Annotated in this window: 10 protein-coding genes; 6 read left to right on the top strand and 4 right to left on the bottom strand. The window is 67.3% G+C overall.

Annotation, left to right across the window (positions count from 1 at the left end):
• Positions 1 to 4 precede the first annotated feature (4 nt).
• The 3 genes from V9K99_RS38270 to V9K99_RS38260 are packed head-to-tail and all read left to right on the top strand — an operon-like array spanning position 5 to position 7,117.
• Positions 5 to 5,179, top strand: a complete 5,175-nt coding sequence (locus tag V9K99_RS38270; RefSeq protein ID WP_337012097.1) for a DNRLRE domain-containing protein — start codon at positions 5 to 7, stop codon at positions 5,177 to 5,179.
• A gap of 46 nt (positions 5,180 to 5,225) precedes the next feature.
• Entirely contained in the window at positions 5,226 to 6,353 is a 1,128-nt protein-coding gene (locus V9K99_RS38265; RefSeq protein WP_337012095.1) for an L-talarate/galactarate dehydratase, read from the top strand.
• Positions 6,354 to 6,382: 29 nt separating this feature from the next.
• Positions 6,383 to 7,117 carry a FadR/GntR family transcriptional regulator gene (locus V9K99_RS38260; protein ID WP_337012141.1) on the top strand — a complete coding sequence of 245 codons (735 nt, stop codon included), beginning with the start codon at positions 6,383 to 6,385 and terminating at the stop codon, positions 7,115 to 7,117.
• Positions 7,118 to 7,275: 158 nt separating this feature from the next.
• Here V9K99_RS38260 and V9K99_RS38255 read toward each other — a convergent pair whose 3' ends face one another.
• From V9K99_RS38255 to V9K99_RS38240, 4 genes are read right to left on the bottom strand one after another with little or no spacing between them, the layout of a single operon-like run.
• A complete protein-coding gene (locus V9K99_RS38255) occupies positions 7,276 to 8,529 on the bottom strand; it encodes a glucarate dehydratase family protein (protein ID WP_337012093.1) in 1,254 nt (417 codons plus the stop codon).
• Positions 8,526 to 10,028: a tripartite tricarboxylate transporter permease gene (locus tag V9K99_RS38250; protein WP_337012091.1), complete on the bottom strand. Its 1,503-nt coding sequence runs from the start codon at positions 10,026 to 10,028 to the stop codon at positions 8,526 to 8,528. Before V9K99_RS38250 ends, V9K99_RS38255 begins: the two co-directional genes overlap by 4 nt.
• A complete protein-coding gene (locus V9K99_RS38245; protein ID WP_337012089.1) occupies positions 10,028 to 10,525 on the bottom strand; it encodes a tripartite tricarboxylate transporter TctB family protein in 498 nt (165 codons plus the stop codon). The genes V9K99_RS38250 and V9K99_RS38245 overlap by 1 nt, the downstream gene beginning before the upstream one ends.
• The gene (locus V9K99_RS38240; protein WP_337012087.1) at positions 10,526 to 11,536 is read right to left on the bottom strand and encodes a Bug family tripartite tricarboxylate transporter substrate binding protein; all 1,011 of its coding nucleotides are present in this window, start codon (positions 11,534 to 11,536) and stop codon (positions 10,526 to 10,528) included. It lies immediately after the preceding gene.
• Between the two features lie 117 nt (positions 11,537 to 11,653).
• Between V9K99_RS38240 and V9K99_RS38235 the strand changes: the two genes are divergently transcribed.
• Genes V9K99_RS38235 through V9K99_RS38225 form a run of 3 tightly spaced genes read left to right on the top strand, consistent with a single transcriptional unit; the run spans position 11,654 to position 14,817 of the window.
• A complete protein-coding gene (locus V9K99_RS38235; protein WP_337012085.1) occupies positions 11,654 to 12,532 on the top strand; it encodes a LysR family transcriptional regulator in 879 nt (292 codons plus the stop codon).
• A gap of 51 nt (positions 12,533 to 12,583) precedes the next feature.
• Positions 12,584 to 13,498, top strand: coding sequence for a 5-dehydro-4-deoxyglucarate dehydratase (gene kdgD / locus V9K99_RS38230; RefSeq protein ID WP_337012083.1), 915 nt, complete (start codon positions 12,584 to 12,586; stop codon positions 13,496 to 13,498).
• Entirely contained in the window at positions 13,495 to 14,817 is a 1,323-nt protein-coding gene (locus V9K99_RS38225) for an enolase C-terminal domain-like protein (RefSeq protein ID WP_337012081.1), read from the top strand. Before kdgD ends, V9K99_RS38225 begins: the two co-directional genes overlap by 4 nt.
• Positions 14,818 to 14,874 lie beyond the last annotated feature (57 nt).

The raw sequence follows: 14,874 nt of genomic DNA, 5'->3' as shown, positions 1-14,874 counted from the left end.
GCCCATGCCGTATCCCCGGACCTGTTTCTCGCGGCCGTATCCGACTCGACGATCGGCCCGCTGGATCGGCATCATCGCCGGTCTGGCCCTGACCGCCGCCGTACTCGACACGCTGCCGGCCAAAGCCGCGCCAGCAGCCGAGGCCGACGCAGTGCCGGCCGCCAACGTCACCACGCAGACCCTGGGTGCGAACTTCGACACCTTCGTGCAGAACACCTTCACGAGCGACCAGTCGACGACGACCGAACTGAAGATCGGCACGTACGACGGCGGCTCCACCAAGGCAAGGTCGTACCTGCGGTTCGACAACCAGGAATGGCTGTGGGACAAGCAGATCCAGTCCGCCACCCTGAACCTGTGGGAACACCATTCCTTCTCCTGTACGGCGAAGGAGTGGCAGGCCTGGCGCACGCCCGACGTGACCAACACCGTCCGGTGGTCGAACCAGCCGACCTGGATCGAGAAGGTCGGTACGTCGACGCAGACCAAGGGGTTCTCCAGCTCGTGCGGCGACGGCTGGGTGACGATCCCGGTGACTGCCGCCTTCCAGCACACGGCGGCGAACCGGCTGTCGAAGACGACCATCGGTGTGCTGGCCGCGAACGAGACCGACAGCTACGGCTGGAAGCGGTTCAACTCCCGCGAGGCCGCGTCCAACCCGCCGTCGGTCACGATCGTCTACCAGACCAAGACGGCCGTGAACGCGCAGGCGACCGCACCCGAGACCGTGTGTGCGACCGGCGCCGACCGCCCGTACATCCGCAGCCTCAATCCACAGTTGCGCGCGCAGATCAGCGACGGCGTCGGCGCTCAGGTGTCCGCGACGTTCGAATGGAAGCCTGTCGGCGGAACCAGCAGCACTGCGACCGCTGGTCCGGGCGCGTCCGGTTCGTGGCTCGCGGCAACTGTCGGGCCATTGACCGAAGGCGGCAGCTACGCCTGGCGAGCGCAAGGATCAGACGGTACGACGGCCGGCGACTGGTCGCCGTGGTGCGAGTTCACCGTCGACACCGTCGCGCCGTCATCGGCTCCGACGGTGTCCTCGACGACCTACCCGGCGGGACAGTGGTCGGGCGGATCGGGGATCGCCGGGACGTTCAGCTTCGGCGCATCGGGGGTGTCCGACGTCGTCGCCTACGAGTACGGCGTGGACAGTAATCCACCTGATCAGGTCGTCAACGGTGGTGCAACCGCCTCGGTGTCGATCACGCCGACCGCGGATGGGCCGCACACGTTGTGGGTACGGACGCGTGACCGTGCGGGCAATCGGTCGCCGCTGACGTCGTACAACTTCTCCGTCGGTGGCGGGGCCGTGATCGCGCCGAGGAACGGTGATGTGAGTGCGGCGAAGACCTCGATCGTCGGCGTCGGTCGGTCTACAGCGACCGGGGTGACCTACCAGTGGCGTCGCGGCGACACCGACGCGTGGACGACCGTCCCTGCGGCTCACGTGACGGTGGCTGCCGGTGGTGGCGCTGTCAGCTGGCCGCTGTCGACTTCCGGTGGTGGTGAGTTCCCGAAGCTCAACTGGAACCTCGAGGCGACCCTGGCCGCCGCCGATGCGCAGTCGATTCCCCGGGATGGACCCGTGCAGCTTCGCGGCTCCTTCACCGGCGGTACGGCGGCCTCCTCGGGCGTGGTGAAGTTGACGTTCGACCGCAATCTGGCGGGTGCTGCTGCCAGTGTGGTCGGGCCTGGTGAGGTCAACCTGCTGACGGGCAACTTCACCATGTCTGACGCGGATGTCACGGTTGATGCCTATGGCAGCGATCTGACGGTCAGCCGGACGTACAACACCCGCCGGGCCGGTCAGACCGACCAGTCCGGCATGTTCGGTCCGGGCTGGATCTCTGGTGCGCTGGTTGACGAGGCGGAGACGCCGTACACCTCGCTGGGAGTGTTTGGGTCGCTGGTGCAGGTGGGGCTGCCTGACGGGGACACTGTGGGCTTCACCGCTCGCAACGGCACCGACTTCGATCCAGAGGTCGGGCAGGAGTTCCTTCGGCTGACCTACGCCAGCGCGACCGACTCCTACAAGCTGTCCGATCACGATGGCACGTCGGTGACGTTCTCGCGGGTGACTGGTTCTGCGGCTGGTACCTACTACCCAACGGCGACCACACAGCCCGGGAGCAATCAGACGACGACCTATGTGTGGGAGAAGGTCGTTGTCGGGGGCACCGAGGTCGTCCGGCCGACGCAGATGCTGGCGCCGGTGCCGGACGGTGTCAACTGCACCACTCTCTCGCGCGGGTGCCGGGCATTGAGCTTCACGTACGCGACCGCAACCACTGCGACCGGGTCGACCCTTGGTGACTACGCCGGGCGGGTTCGGCAGATCTCCTTTACTGCTTGGGATCCTGACACCGCTGCGATGCGTACTGTGCCGATGGCTGCGTATGAGTACGACAGCACCGGACGGCTTCGTGGTCAGTGGGATCCGCGGGTGGGGTCGGCAGGCAAGGAGACCTACACCTACCAGGCCGACGGGGTGCTGGCTTCGGTCAAGCCTGCCGGTCAGGAGCCGTGGCAGTTCAGCTACACGACGGTGGGCGGTGACGTAGGCGCCGGACGGCTGCACAAGGTCACTCGGTCGACTGCTACGACGACAGTTGGCTACAAGGTGCCGCTGTCCGGCGCAGGTGCACCGCACGACCTGTCACCTGAGCAGACCAAGCGCTGGGGACAGCTCGAGGCACCCACGGACGCCACTGCGATCTCTCCGGCCGACGAAGCTCCTGGCGGTTGGGGCCGGACCACGGTGAGCTACCTGGACGCCAACGGCCGATTGGTCAACGAGGCCAAGCCTGGCGGCACCATCAGCACCAACTGGTACGACGGGTTCGGCAACGTGATCCGCTCACTGACAGCAGAGAACCGAGCGCTTGCGCTGAACGACAGTGACAGCGCAGTGGTGGCGTTGGCGAGGTCGACGCTGAACACCTACTCGCTGGACGGGCTGCGCCTCGAGACCACAGCTGAGCCCGAGACCGACGTACAACTTGCCGACGGCACCCTGACGCGTGGCCGGCAGGTTGTGCGCAGCACCTACGACCAGGGCGCTCCGGCCACCGGCGGGCCGTACGACTTGGTCACGACCGAGGAGACCCTGGTCCGGCACTGGGGGACGAACGGCACCGCGATCGAGGCAGACCGCCGGGTCACCACGACCGGCTACAACTGGTCGCTCCGTGAACCGACTGTCACGACCACAGACCCCGGAGGACTCAGCCAGACCGTCCGCAACACCCTGGACCCGGTCACCGGGCTCGTGACGTCCACAACCCAGGCCGCAGGCGGTACGACGACTAACACGCCTGCCACCCGCAAGACGATCTACTACCGGGCCACAAGCGGCTCTGGCTATCCGGAGTGCGACCTGCGACCGGAGTGGGCCAACCTGCCCTGCCGAGTGCAGCCGGGTGGTCAGCCGACCAGCGGTCCAGAGTTGCCCGTGACAGTGACGACATACGACGTCTATCACCAGCCGCGGGTGAAGACCGAGAAGACCAGTGCGGGCACGCTGCGGACGACGACCACGTCGTACGACGCCGCCGGGCGGGTCTTGGAGACGGCCGTGTCGGCAACCATCGGAACGGCCGTGCCGATCCAGCGCAACGTGTACGACGCGGTGACGGGTGACCTACTGCGCAGCCAGTCTGTCGTGGGTGGCACGGTCACGGCGGAGGTCGTGCGCGGCTACGACACGCTCGGACAGCTCACGTCATACAAGGATGCTGACGGCAACGTCTCGACGACCGGATATGACCTGCTCGGTCGGGTGGCTACCAGCTTCGACGGCAAGACCACGCGCACCTACTCGTACGACGCACGTGGTCTGCTCACTGCGGTCGACGATGGCGATGCGGGCACCTACTCGGGTAGCTACGACGCGGACGGCCGACTGACGAGCGAGACGTGGCCGAACGGTGTGAAGGTCGAGACGTCGTACGACGAAAGCGGGAACGAAGCCGGTCTCACCTATAGCAAGCCGGGGTGCGCAGCAGCGGACTGCGTGCTGTTCCGGGAGTCGCTCACCCGCACACCGCATGGTCAGACAGCGAAGCGGGTGTCGACGCTGTCCAGCCAGAGCTACACGCACGACAAGGCTGGTCGGGTCACCGCGGTGGAAGACACCGTGGGTGAACAGTGCACGACTCGCACCTACGGCTTCAACGTCGCCGCCGACCGTCTGACGAGCTCGCAGTACGCACCGGCAGCGGATGGCTCATGCCAGTCGGGCACCGCTGCCTCTACTCGTGGCTGGACGTACGACGCCGCTGACCGCGTGACGTCAGCCGGCTACGCGTACGACGCGCTGGGACGGACTACCACCGTTCCGGCCGTCGACACCGGCGTACCCGCTGCTGGAGCCGCGACAATCGGCTACCACGCGAACGACCTCGTCGACACGATCACGCAAGGCGGACGCACCACCGACTACACCATCGACGTCGCAGGTGATCGGATCCGCTCGTGGACCGACAACGCGACCGGTGTGGTCGAGCAGAAGACCCAGCACTACGACAGCGACGACGACAAGCCGGTCTGGACGCAGGAAGGAACGGACCGGTTCACTCGGTACGTCGCCGGGCTCGCAGGGTTGACCGCAGTCGTCAACAGTGACAGCGGTGTGCCGGAGTGGCTGGTCACCGACCTGAGTGGGGACGTCGTTGCCACCATCCACGCTGGGGACACTTGGCTGTCCACGACGAGCGAGGCCGATGAGTACGGCGTCTCGCGGGATCCGGAGGCGGTCGGGAAGCAGCGGTACGGGTGGCTCGGTGGTGAGCAGCGCGCCGCGGACAGTCCGGGTGGTCTGGTGTTGATGGGAGTGCGGCTGTACAGCCCGGTGACCGGTCGGTTCCTGCAGACCGATCCGGTGTACGGCGGTAGCTGCAACGCCTACGAGTACACCTGCGCCGATCCGGTCGACACCTTCGACCTCGACGGCAAGAAGGCCAAGAAAAAGAAGAAGAAGTGGAAGTCGGACCTGCTCTTCTGGGTCGGGCCGCTCAAGCGGTTCGGCAAGGCGGCCGCGAAGAAGGCGAAGTGGCTGTGGAACGGCTACAAACGGGGCTACGTCGGGTTCCACAAGTGGTTCTACAAGCAGCACCGCAACGTGGCCCGGTGGTCCTGGAAGTGGACGAAGCGGGGGTGGCGGAAGCTGTTCGGCTGATCCTCGTCTAGTCGTCAGACAGGTTGATGACTTGTATGATGACTGGATGCCGAGTGATCAGATCCGCCACGTCCGTCTCTCGTCCGTCGTCCTCCCGCTCGACCGGCCGGTCAGCGATGCCAAGGTGCTGACCGGCCGGCAGAAACCGATGACCGAGATCGTCTTCCTGTTCGCCGAGATCGCGACCGAGCAGGACCAGCGCGGGATCGGGTTCAGCTACTCCAAGCGGGCCGGTGGGCCGGCGCAGTACGCCCACGCGAAGGAGGTCGCGGCCGGGTTGATCGGTGAGGATCCGTCGGACATCGCGAAGGTGTACGACAAGCTGCTCTGGGCCGGCGCGTCGGTCGGCCGGTCCGGGGTGGCGACGCAGGCGATCGCGGCGATCGACATCGCGTTGTGGGACCTGAAGGCGAAGCGGGCCCAACTGCCGCTGGCCAAACTGCTCGGGGCGCATCGCGACTCGGTCCGGGCGTACAACACCTCGGGCGGGTTCCTGCACGCGCCGATCGAGGAGGTCAAGGAACGCGCGTCCAAGTCGCTGGCGGACGGGATCGGCGGGATCAAGATCAAGGTCGGCCAGCCGGACACCCGGATCGACCTCGAGCGGGTCCGCGCCGTCCGCGAGCACCTGGGCGACGACGTACCGCTGATGGTCGACGCCAACCAGCAGTGGGACCGGCCGACGGCACTGCGGATCGGGCGGGTGCTGGAGGAGTTCGGCCTGGTCTGGATCGAGGAACCGCTCGACGCGTACGACGCCGAGGGACATGCGCAACTGGCGGCCGCACTCGACACCCCGATCGCGACCGGCGAGATGCTGTCCAGCGTCACCGAACACGTCCGCCTGATCGACGCTCGGGCCGCCGACATCATCCAGCCGGACGCACCCCGGATCGGCGGCATCACCCCGTTCCTCCGGCTGGCCGCCCTGGCCGACCACAACGGCCTCCAACTCGCGCCCCACTTCGCCATGGAGATCCACCTCCACCTGGCGGCGGCGTACCCTCGCGAGCCGTGGGTCGAGCACTTCGAATGGCTCAACCCCCTGTTCAACGAGCGCTTGGAAACCCTGGACGGCCGCATGCTCGTCCCCGACCGCCCCGGCCTCGGCTTCACCGCCTCCGACCAGTGCGCCGCCTGGACGGTAGACGCGTGCGAGTTCGGCACCCCATGAGCGCGGAGAAGCGCCCGCTCCACGCGCAAGTGGGGAAGCCCACCGCCACCACCCCCACCACAGATCGCGCGCGCGATCTGGACCGTGGCAGCGGGCGGGGGCTGGCGCATGAGTTGGTGGAGCGGTTGAAGGAGCGGATTCTCAGTGGGGCGATTTCTCCTGGGGAGAAGTTGCCGGCGGAGAGCTCGTTGGTGGAGGAGTTCGGAGTGAGTCGGACGGTGGTGCGGGAGGCGGTGTCGCGGTTGCAGGCGGCTGGGCTGGTGGAGACCTTCCAGGGGCGTGGATCGTTTGTGCTGGAGGTCCCGGAACGGCCCTCCGGGCTCCGGGAGGTGCGGTCGCATCGGGATGTGCTGGAGTTACTCGACTTCCGGATCGGGGTGGAGAGCGAGGCGGCCGGGCTGGCGGCGGGGCGCCGTACCGATCATCAACTGAAGGCGATCGAGCGAGCGCTGGCCGACTTCCGGCGGATCGGTGACGATCCGAGCCGGTCGGTCGAGGCGGACTTCGCGTTCCATCTCAAGGTCGCGGCGGCGGCCGGGAACCGCTTCTACCGCGAGCTGATCGGCTCACTCGGCCCGATGATGATCATGCTGCCGCGCACCCGCCTGGACCCGGCCTACGAGATGTCGGACGCCGCCCACCTCAACCGGGTCGCGCTCGAGCACGAGAACATCTACGCCGCGATCGCCCGCTCCGACCCCGAGGCCGCCCGGGCTGCGGCCCGGGTGCACCTGTCGAACACCCGGCACCGCCTCCAGCAATAACCCCGCGCCCGCCCGCCACCGAAGCCAACGTGCACCCGCACACGCGCCACCGAAGCCACCGTGCACTCGGGTGATCGAGTGTGTGGACCGTGGTGTTGGAGAGCGCTCACCGGCAACCGTCTCCTTCCACTCGATGAAGGCGGCCGGGAAGCGGCGCGCTACCACCGAGCCGTGTTCGGGGTGAAGTCCGGCTCCACGGTTCGCATGTACGACGTGTCGTCGCGCTTGCGGATGCCGGCCGACAGGTATTGCTCGTGCAGCCGGCCGAGCTCGTCGAGGTCCAGCTCGACGCCCAGGCCGGGTCCGTCCGGCACTCGTACGCTGCCGTCGACGAAGGAGAGGACACCCGGCTTGATCAAGTCCTCGGTCTTCCATGGGTAGTGCGTGTCGCAGGCGTAGGTGAGATTCGGCGTGGCCGCGGCCAGGTGCGTCATCGCGGCCAGGCTGATCCCGAGATGCGAGTTGCTGTGCATCGACAGCCCCATCCCGAACGTGTCGCAGATCCCGGCCAGCAACTGCGACCGCCGCAACCCACCCCAGTAGTGGTGATCCGACAGCACCACCTGCACGGCGTCCGCCAGCACCGACGGCTTCAGATGCGCGAACGCGATCACACACATGTTGGTCGCCAGCGGGATGTCGATCTGCGCGGCAACCGCGGCCATCCCGTCGATCGTCTCGGTCGGATCCTCCAGGTACTCGATCACGCCGGCGAGCTCTTTCGCCACCCGCACCGAGGTCTCGACCGTCCAGGCACAGTTCGGATCGATCCGCAGCTTGTGTTCCGGGAACGCCGCCGCCAGCGCGCGCACCGCCTCGACCTCCTGCGACGGCTCGAACACCCCGCCCTTCAACTTGATCGCTGTGAATCCATAGTGATCAACCATTGATCGTGCTTGATCAACGATTCCAGCTGGATCAAGAGCCGCACCCCAGGAGTCCGGCTCACCACCCGGATGCGCGGCCCACTTGTAGAACAGGTACGCACTGAACGGCACCGACTCCCGCACCGCGCCACCCAGCAGGTCGACGACCGGCCGCCCCACCTCCTTGCCCTGCAGATCCAGCAGCGCGACCTCGAACGGCGACAGCACGACATCCGCCGGGTCCTGCAGGTTGAGCATTCCGCCGACCTGAGCAGCACCCTCGCCGGCCGTCAGTACGTCGACCACCAGCCGCCGCAACCCGTTGACGTCGAAGATGTCCAGCCCCGGCAGTACGTCGGCCACCGCACGGAGCCGGACCAGATGAGCGTCATCGGCGTACGTCTCCCCCAGCCCGACGCTCCCGCTGTCGGTGTGGACCTGCAGAATCGCGCGCAACGCGAACGGCTCGTGCACCCCGACCACGTTGAGCAGCGGCGGGTCGGCGAACGCGACCGGCGTGATCTCAACCCGGGAAACCTTGCTCACACCAGCTCCTTGTCCCGCGACTTCTTGCGTACGACGTACCGCACGGCCGGCAGCGCGAGTACGACGATCAGCGCCACGAGCACCGTCCCCGAGATCGGCCGGGTGAAGAACCCGGCCGGGTTGCCGCCGAAGATCAGCAACGACTGCCGGACCGCGATCTCCATCACGCTGCCGAGTACGAACGCCAGCACCAGCGGCCCGGGCTCGAACCCGAACTTCTTCATCAGGTAGCCGACCACACCGAAGACGATCACGAGGAAGACGTCGAACACCTGGTTGGCCACCGTGTACACACCCAGCAGCGTGATCAGCACCGTGATCGGCGCCAGGATCGCCGGCCGCACCCGCAGGATCCGGACGAACAGCCCGACCATCGGGATGCTCATGATCAGCAACAGGATGTTGCCGATGTACATCGAGTTGACCACGCCCCAGAACAGGTCCGGGTGCTCCGACACCAACTGCGGTCCCGGCGGGATGCCCTGGATCAGCAGCGCGCCGAACATCAGCGCCATCGTCGCGTTGGCCGGGATACCCAACGTCAGCAACGGGATGAACGACGAGGTGGCCGCCGCGTTGTTCGCCGTCTCCGGCGCCGCGACACCCTCGATCGCGCCGCGACCGAACCGTTCCGGCTGCTTGGCCCGCCGCTTCTCCACCGCGTAGGCGACCAGCGACGAGAGCGTGGCGCCACCACCCGGCAGCACGCCGAGAACGAACCCGATCACCGAACCGCGACCGATCGCACCTCGCGACTGACGCAGATCCTGACGCGACGGCCACACGTTCGCGACCTTGGCCGGCGCCTGCACCTTGTGGTGCCGCTCCTCCAGGTTGTAGAGGATCTCGCCGAGTCCGAACAGCCCCATCGCGATCGGCACGAAGTCGATGCCGTCAGCAAGGTTCAGGCTGTCGAAGGTGAACCGGCTGGCGCCGGTGAACGTGTCCCGCCCGACCGTTGCCAGCAGCAACCCGAGCCCGGCCGCGATGACCGACTTCAGCCGGCCGCCGTTGCCCACGGTAGCCACCAGCAGTACGCCGAACAGCGACAGCGCGGCGTACTCCGGTGGACCGAAGTCGAGCGCCACCTCGGCCACCAACGGCGCCAGCAGCGTGAGCCCGATGATCGAGACCGTGCCGCCGATGAACGACCCGATCGCCGCGATGCCGAGCGCCGTACCGGCCTTGCCTTGTTTGGCCAGGGCGAAACCGTCGAAGACCGTGACCACGGAGGAGGCTTCACCGGGTAGGCGAAGCAGGACGGACGTGATCGTGCCGCCGTACTGGGCGCCGTAGAAGATGCCGGCCAGCATGATGATCGCGGAGACCGGCTCGACGCCGTACGTGATCGGCAGCAGGATGGCGATGGTGGCGGCCGGGCCGAGACCGGGCAGCACGCCGATCAGCATGCCGATGACCACACCGGCCAGGCAGTAGAGCAGGTTCGCCGGCTGGAGTACGACGCCGAAGCCGTCGACCACTGGATTGAAGAAGTCCATCAGATCAGCCTTGGCAACGGAATCTGCAACAGCAGCACGAACAACACATAGAACGCGGCCACCGTGCAGACGCTGATGATGATCGACAACCCCCACGACTCCTTGCCGAGGAACCGCAGCCACACGAACGTCAGCAGCAGCGACGGGATCTCGAACCCGATCAGCGGGAGAGCGAAGGCGAGCAGCACCAGCGTGAGTACGGCGATCGCCGTACTCACGCTGGCCCGGGAGAACTTCTCGGTGTCGGTCCCCTGCCGCCCGGTCAGCGCCAGCACCACCGACAACACGGTGATGACGACGCTGACCACGAACGGCCACAGGCCCGGCCCGGGTTGAGTGAGCTGCCCGAGCCCGAGCTTCAAAGAACCGATCAAGCCCGCCAGACCGATCAGCCCGGTGACGACTGCCGCACCCAGTTGGGACCACGGCCCGGCGGGCGGCGGACGGTCCTCAGCCAGTTCCGCCTTCAGCGCCTCCTCGTCGAAGACTTCGGACATCTACTTCTTGCCCGCCAGCGAGATGCCGTACTGGTCGAGCTGTGCCTTGTACTTCGTCGCGTACTCGTCGAGGATCTTGCGCACCTCGTCCGGCGTGACCTCGATCGGCGTCAGGCAATGCCCGTCGTTGAACTTCTTGTACGTGTCGGTCGCGTAGACCTTCTTGGCCGCCTCGGCCAGCTTCGTCTTCACGTCGTCCGGCGTACCTTTCGGCGCGGTCAGGAACCGGTACTGCGACACGACGACGTCGTACCCCTGTTCCTTCGCGGTCGGGACCTCGGGCAGGAACTTGATCCGCTCGGGCGAGAACACCGCCAGCGGGACGACCTTCTTCGCCCTGATCTGCTCGATGCTGTCGCCGACCTGGATCGTTGCCACGTCGACCTGACTGCCGAGCAGCGCGGTCAGCGCCGGGGCACCGCCGTCGAACGGTACGTCGGTGGCCGGGATGCCGGCCTGCTTGAAGGCCAGCGTGGACGCAAGCTGCGCGCCGGTGCCGACACCGGTGGTGCCGTACTTGATGTTCTTGCCGGTCTTCTTCAGGTCGGCGATGGACTTGTAGCCCGAGCTGAGCGGCGCGATCAGGAGGTAGTCGTCCTGGGAGATGCCGCCGATCAGGTCGAAGTCGTCGAGTTTGACCGCCTCGTTCGCGGACACCGCGAGCGGGGTGATGGTGAACAGCGACGCGTTCTGGACGGCGATCTTGTACCCGTCCGGCTTGGCCGACTGCAGTTCCTTGGCGTTCAGCGCGCCGTTCGCACCGGGCTTGTTCACCACCGGCACCGAGACACCCAGCTCCTTGCTGAGTCCCTCCGCGATGGCCCGGGTGATCAGGTCGGTGCTGCCGCCGGGCGAGGCGCCGACGCTCATCTGGATGTTCCCGGTCGGATAGTCGCCCGCACCGCCGGTGGAGGTCGTCTTCACTCCTCCACAAGCGGTCAGTACGACGGAAGCAGTCAGGCCGGCGGCCGCGCTCACCAGGGCGCGGCGGCTCAGCTGGGTGGACATCATCGGAGATCCTCCTCCTTCGCGGGGAGTGTTTGGGCGGGCCGATTGCCGTGAGCGTAGGGAGGCCCGATAATGCGTGTCCAAGGCCGATAAGGCATCGAGTGATACCTTTCGGGAATCATGTTCTCGCTCGACCAGTTGAGCGCCTTCGTGGCGGTCGCCGAGGAGTTGCACTTCGGCCGAGCCGCCGAGCGGCTCAACATGACCCAGCCCCCGCTGAGCCGGCAGGTGCAGAAGCTGGAGCGTGCGGTCGGGGTCCAGCTGCTCGAACGCGACAACCGTCGCGTGGTGCTGACCGAGGCCGGCCGGGCCTTCCTGACCGAGGCGCGCCGGGTGCTGGCGCTGGTCGAGACCGCCGGTGATCTGGCCCGCCGGGTCGACCAGGGCGCGGCCGGGACACTGCGCCTCGGGTTCACCGCGACCTCCGCGATCAGGACCCTCGGCCCGTTCCTTCGCCGGATGTCCGAGGAACTGCCGGACGTGGACGTGATCCTGCACGAGCGCGTCACCCCGGCGCAGATCGACGGCCTGCTCCGCGGTGAACTGGACCTCGGGCTCGGCCGGCCGCCGTTCGACGCGCAGGTGCTCGACTCGCGGGTCGTGTTCCGCGAGCCGCTGTGTGCCGTTGTCCCGGGCAATCATCGGCTCGCCCTGCTCGGCCGGCCGCTGACCCCGGCCGACTTCGCCGGCGAACAGGTGATCAGCTACTCGCCGACCCAGGCCCGCTACTTCCACGAACTGACAGTCCGGTTCCTGGCCGACGCCCATCCCCGGATCGAGCAGCGGGTGCAGCAGATCCTGACCGTGATCCTGCTGGTCGCGGCCGGCCGCGGGGTCGCTCTGGTGCCCGCCTCGGCCCGCAGCCTCGGCGTCGAGGGGGTCACGTTCTGCGAGGTCGGCGTACCCGGAGAGCCGGTCGAACTGCACGCGATCTGGAACCGCGCCTCGACCAACCCGGTCCTGCACCGCGTGCTCACGATGCTCCCAGAGCATCAATAGATCCAAAAATGATCTTGGACAGGCATCTGAACGGGTTCTTAGCCTGACCGCGTGACCCACTACTCCCCCAGCGAACTGGCCGCTCAGCTCAAGACCGGGCTCCTCTCCTTCCCGGTCACGCACTTCAACGACGACCTGAGCTTCAACGAGACCGGGTACCGCGAGCACCTGGCCTGGCTGAGCCAGTACGACGTGGCCGGCCTGTTCGCGGCCGGCGGCACCGGGGAGGGCTTCTCACTCACCCCGGCCGAGATCGACACCGTCGTCCGCGCGGCGGTGTCCGAGGTCAACGGCAAGCTCCCGGTCATCGCCCCGGCCACGGGCGGTACGGCGACCGCGATCGCCCAGGCCCAGGCCGCCGACGCCGCGGGTGCGGACGGTGTCCTGCTGCTTCCGCCGTACCTGACCGAAGCGGGTCAGCGTGGTTTGATCGAGCACGTGTCCGCCGTCTGCCGCAGTACGTCGCTCGGCGTCACCGTCTACAGCCGGGCCAACGCGATCCTCAACGACTTCTCCGTCGCCGAGCTCGCGGACCGCAACGAGAACCTGGTCTGCCTCAAGGACGGTGTCGGGAACATCGAGCTGATGACCCGCACCTACGCCCGGGTCGGCGACCGGCTCACGTACATCGGCGGCCTGCCGACCGCGGAGACCTTCGCGTTGCCGCTGCTCCAGCTCGGCGTCAGCACCTACTCCTCGGCGATCTTCAACTTCGTGCCTGAGTTCGCCCTCGGTTTCTACGCCGACGTGCTGGCCCAGGACCGCGAGACCGTCTACCGCAAGCTCAACGAGTTCATCCTTCCGTACCTGGACATCCGAGACCGGACGAAGGGGTACGCCGTCTCGATCGTCAAGGCCGGCGTCACCGCGATCGGCCGCTCCGCCGGCCCGGTCCGCCCACCCCTGCAGAACCTCACCGACGAAGAACTCGCCCAACTCACCGACCTGATCGGCAAGATCAAGTGACACCCACGATCGCGTCCGTCGAGGTCGTCCCCGTTGCCGGGTACGACAGCATGTTGCTCAATCTGAGTGGCGCGCACGGACCGTTCTTCACCCGCAACGTGGTCATCCTGACCGACAGCTCCGGCAACACCGGGGTCGGTGAGGTCCCCGGTGGCGGGAAGATCGCGTCGACGATCTCCGAGGCCGCGGAGTTCCTGGTGGGCAAGGAGATCTCGCGCTATCGCCAGCTCCTGCGGACGGTGTCCCAGACGTTCGCCGACCGCGACTCCGGCGGCCGTGGTCTGCAGACCTTTGACCTGCGTACGACGGTGCACGCGGTGACCGGGATCGAGTCGGCGCTCCTCGACCTGTTCGGGCAGCATCTCGGCGTACCGGTTGCTGAGCTCCTGGGCGACGGGCAGCAGCGAGAGAGCGTGCCCGTGCTCGGCTATCTCTTCTATGTGGGTGATCCCGCCCGCACGGATCTGCCTTATCTGACCGGTGACGGGTTCGGTGATCGGTGGTCGCAGTTGCGGCGCGCCGAGGCGGTCACGCCGGACGCGGTGGTGGCGTTGGCCGAGGCGGCGCAGGAGCGATACGGGTTCGCCGACTTCAAGCTCAAGGGTGGCGTGTTCGCCGGCGCGGAGGAGATCGAGGCGGTGACCGCGTTGGCGAAGCGGTTCCCGTCGGCGCGGATCACGGTCGATCCGAACGGCGCCTGGCCGGTGCGCGAGGCGATCGCGTTGTGCTCGGGGCTGGACGACGTACTCGCGTATGTCGAGGACCCGTGTGGCGCCGAGCCGGGGTTCTCCGGCCGCGAGACGATGGCGGAGTTCCGGCGGGCAACAGGTCTGCGTACGGCGACCAACATGATCGCCACCGACTGGCGCGAACTGGCGCACGCGATCCGGGCCGGTGCGGTCGACATCCCGCTGGCAGATCCGCACTTCTGGACGATGGCCGGGTCGGTGCGGGTGGCGCAGTTGTGCAACGACTTCGGGCTGACCTGGGGGTCGCACTCGAACAACCACTTCGACATCTCGCTGGCGATGTTCACCCACGTCGGTGCGGCCGCGCCGGGTGACGTCACCGCGTTGGACACGCACTGGATCTGGCAGGACGGTCAGGCGTTGACAAAGGAGCCGCTGCAGATCGTCGACGGTGCGATCGCCGTACCGACGACTCCTGGACTCGGCGTCGTACTGGACCGGGAGGCATTGCAGGCCGCGCACGAGCTCTATCTTTCGCATGGGCTCGGGGCCCGGGACGACGCGATCGCGATGCAGTACCTGATCAAGGACTGGTCCTTCGACCCGAAGCGGCCCTGTCTGGTGCGCTGATGTTCACCTGGTGTTGCCCGGGGTAGGTTTCGATCGGTTGCAGTCGTCCAGACCTCG

Origin of the sequence: Kribbella sp. CCNWLW201 (assembly GCF_037203805.1) — a bacterium.
Lineage (GTDB): Bacteria > Actinomycetota > Actinomycetes > Propionibacteriales > Kribbellaceae > Kribbella.
Note: the sequence above shows the minus strand (reverse complement) of the source record. Positions and strands in the feature narration are given on the sequence as shown.

Coding starts and splice junctions, on each gene's coding strand:
- V9K99_RS38250 (WP_337012091.1), bottom strand. CDS start 10,028: ATGGACTTCTTCAATCCAGTGGTCGACGGCTTCGGCGTCGTACTCCAG.
- V9K99_RS38245 (WP_337012089.1), bottom strand. CDS start 10,525: ATGTCCGAAGTCTTCGACGAGGAGGCGCTGAAGGCGGAACTGGCTGAG.
- V9K99_RS38235 (WP_337012085.1), top strand. CDS start 11,654: ATGTTCTCGCTCGACCAGTTGAGCGCCTTCGTGGCGGTCGCCGAGGAG.
- V9K99_RS38240 (WP_337012087.1), bottom strand. CDS start 11,536: ATGATGTCCACCCAGCTGAGCCGCCGCGCCCTGGTGAGCGCGGCCGCC.
- V9K99_RS38265 (WP_337012095.1), top strand. CDS start 5,226: ATGCCGAGTGATCAGATCCGCCACGTCCGTCTCTCGTCCGTCGTCCTC.
- V9K99_RS38270 (WP_337012097.1), top strand. CDS start 5: ATGCCGTATCCCCGGACCTGTTTCTCGCGGCCGTATCCGACTCGACGA.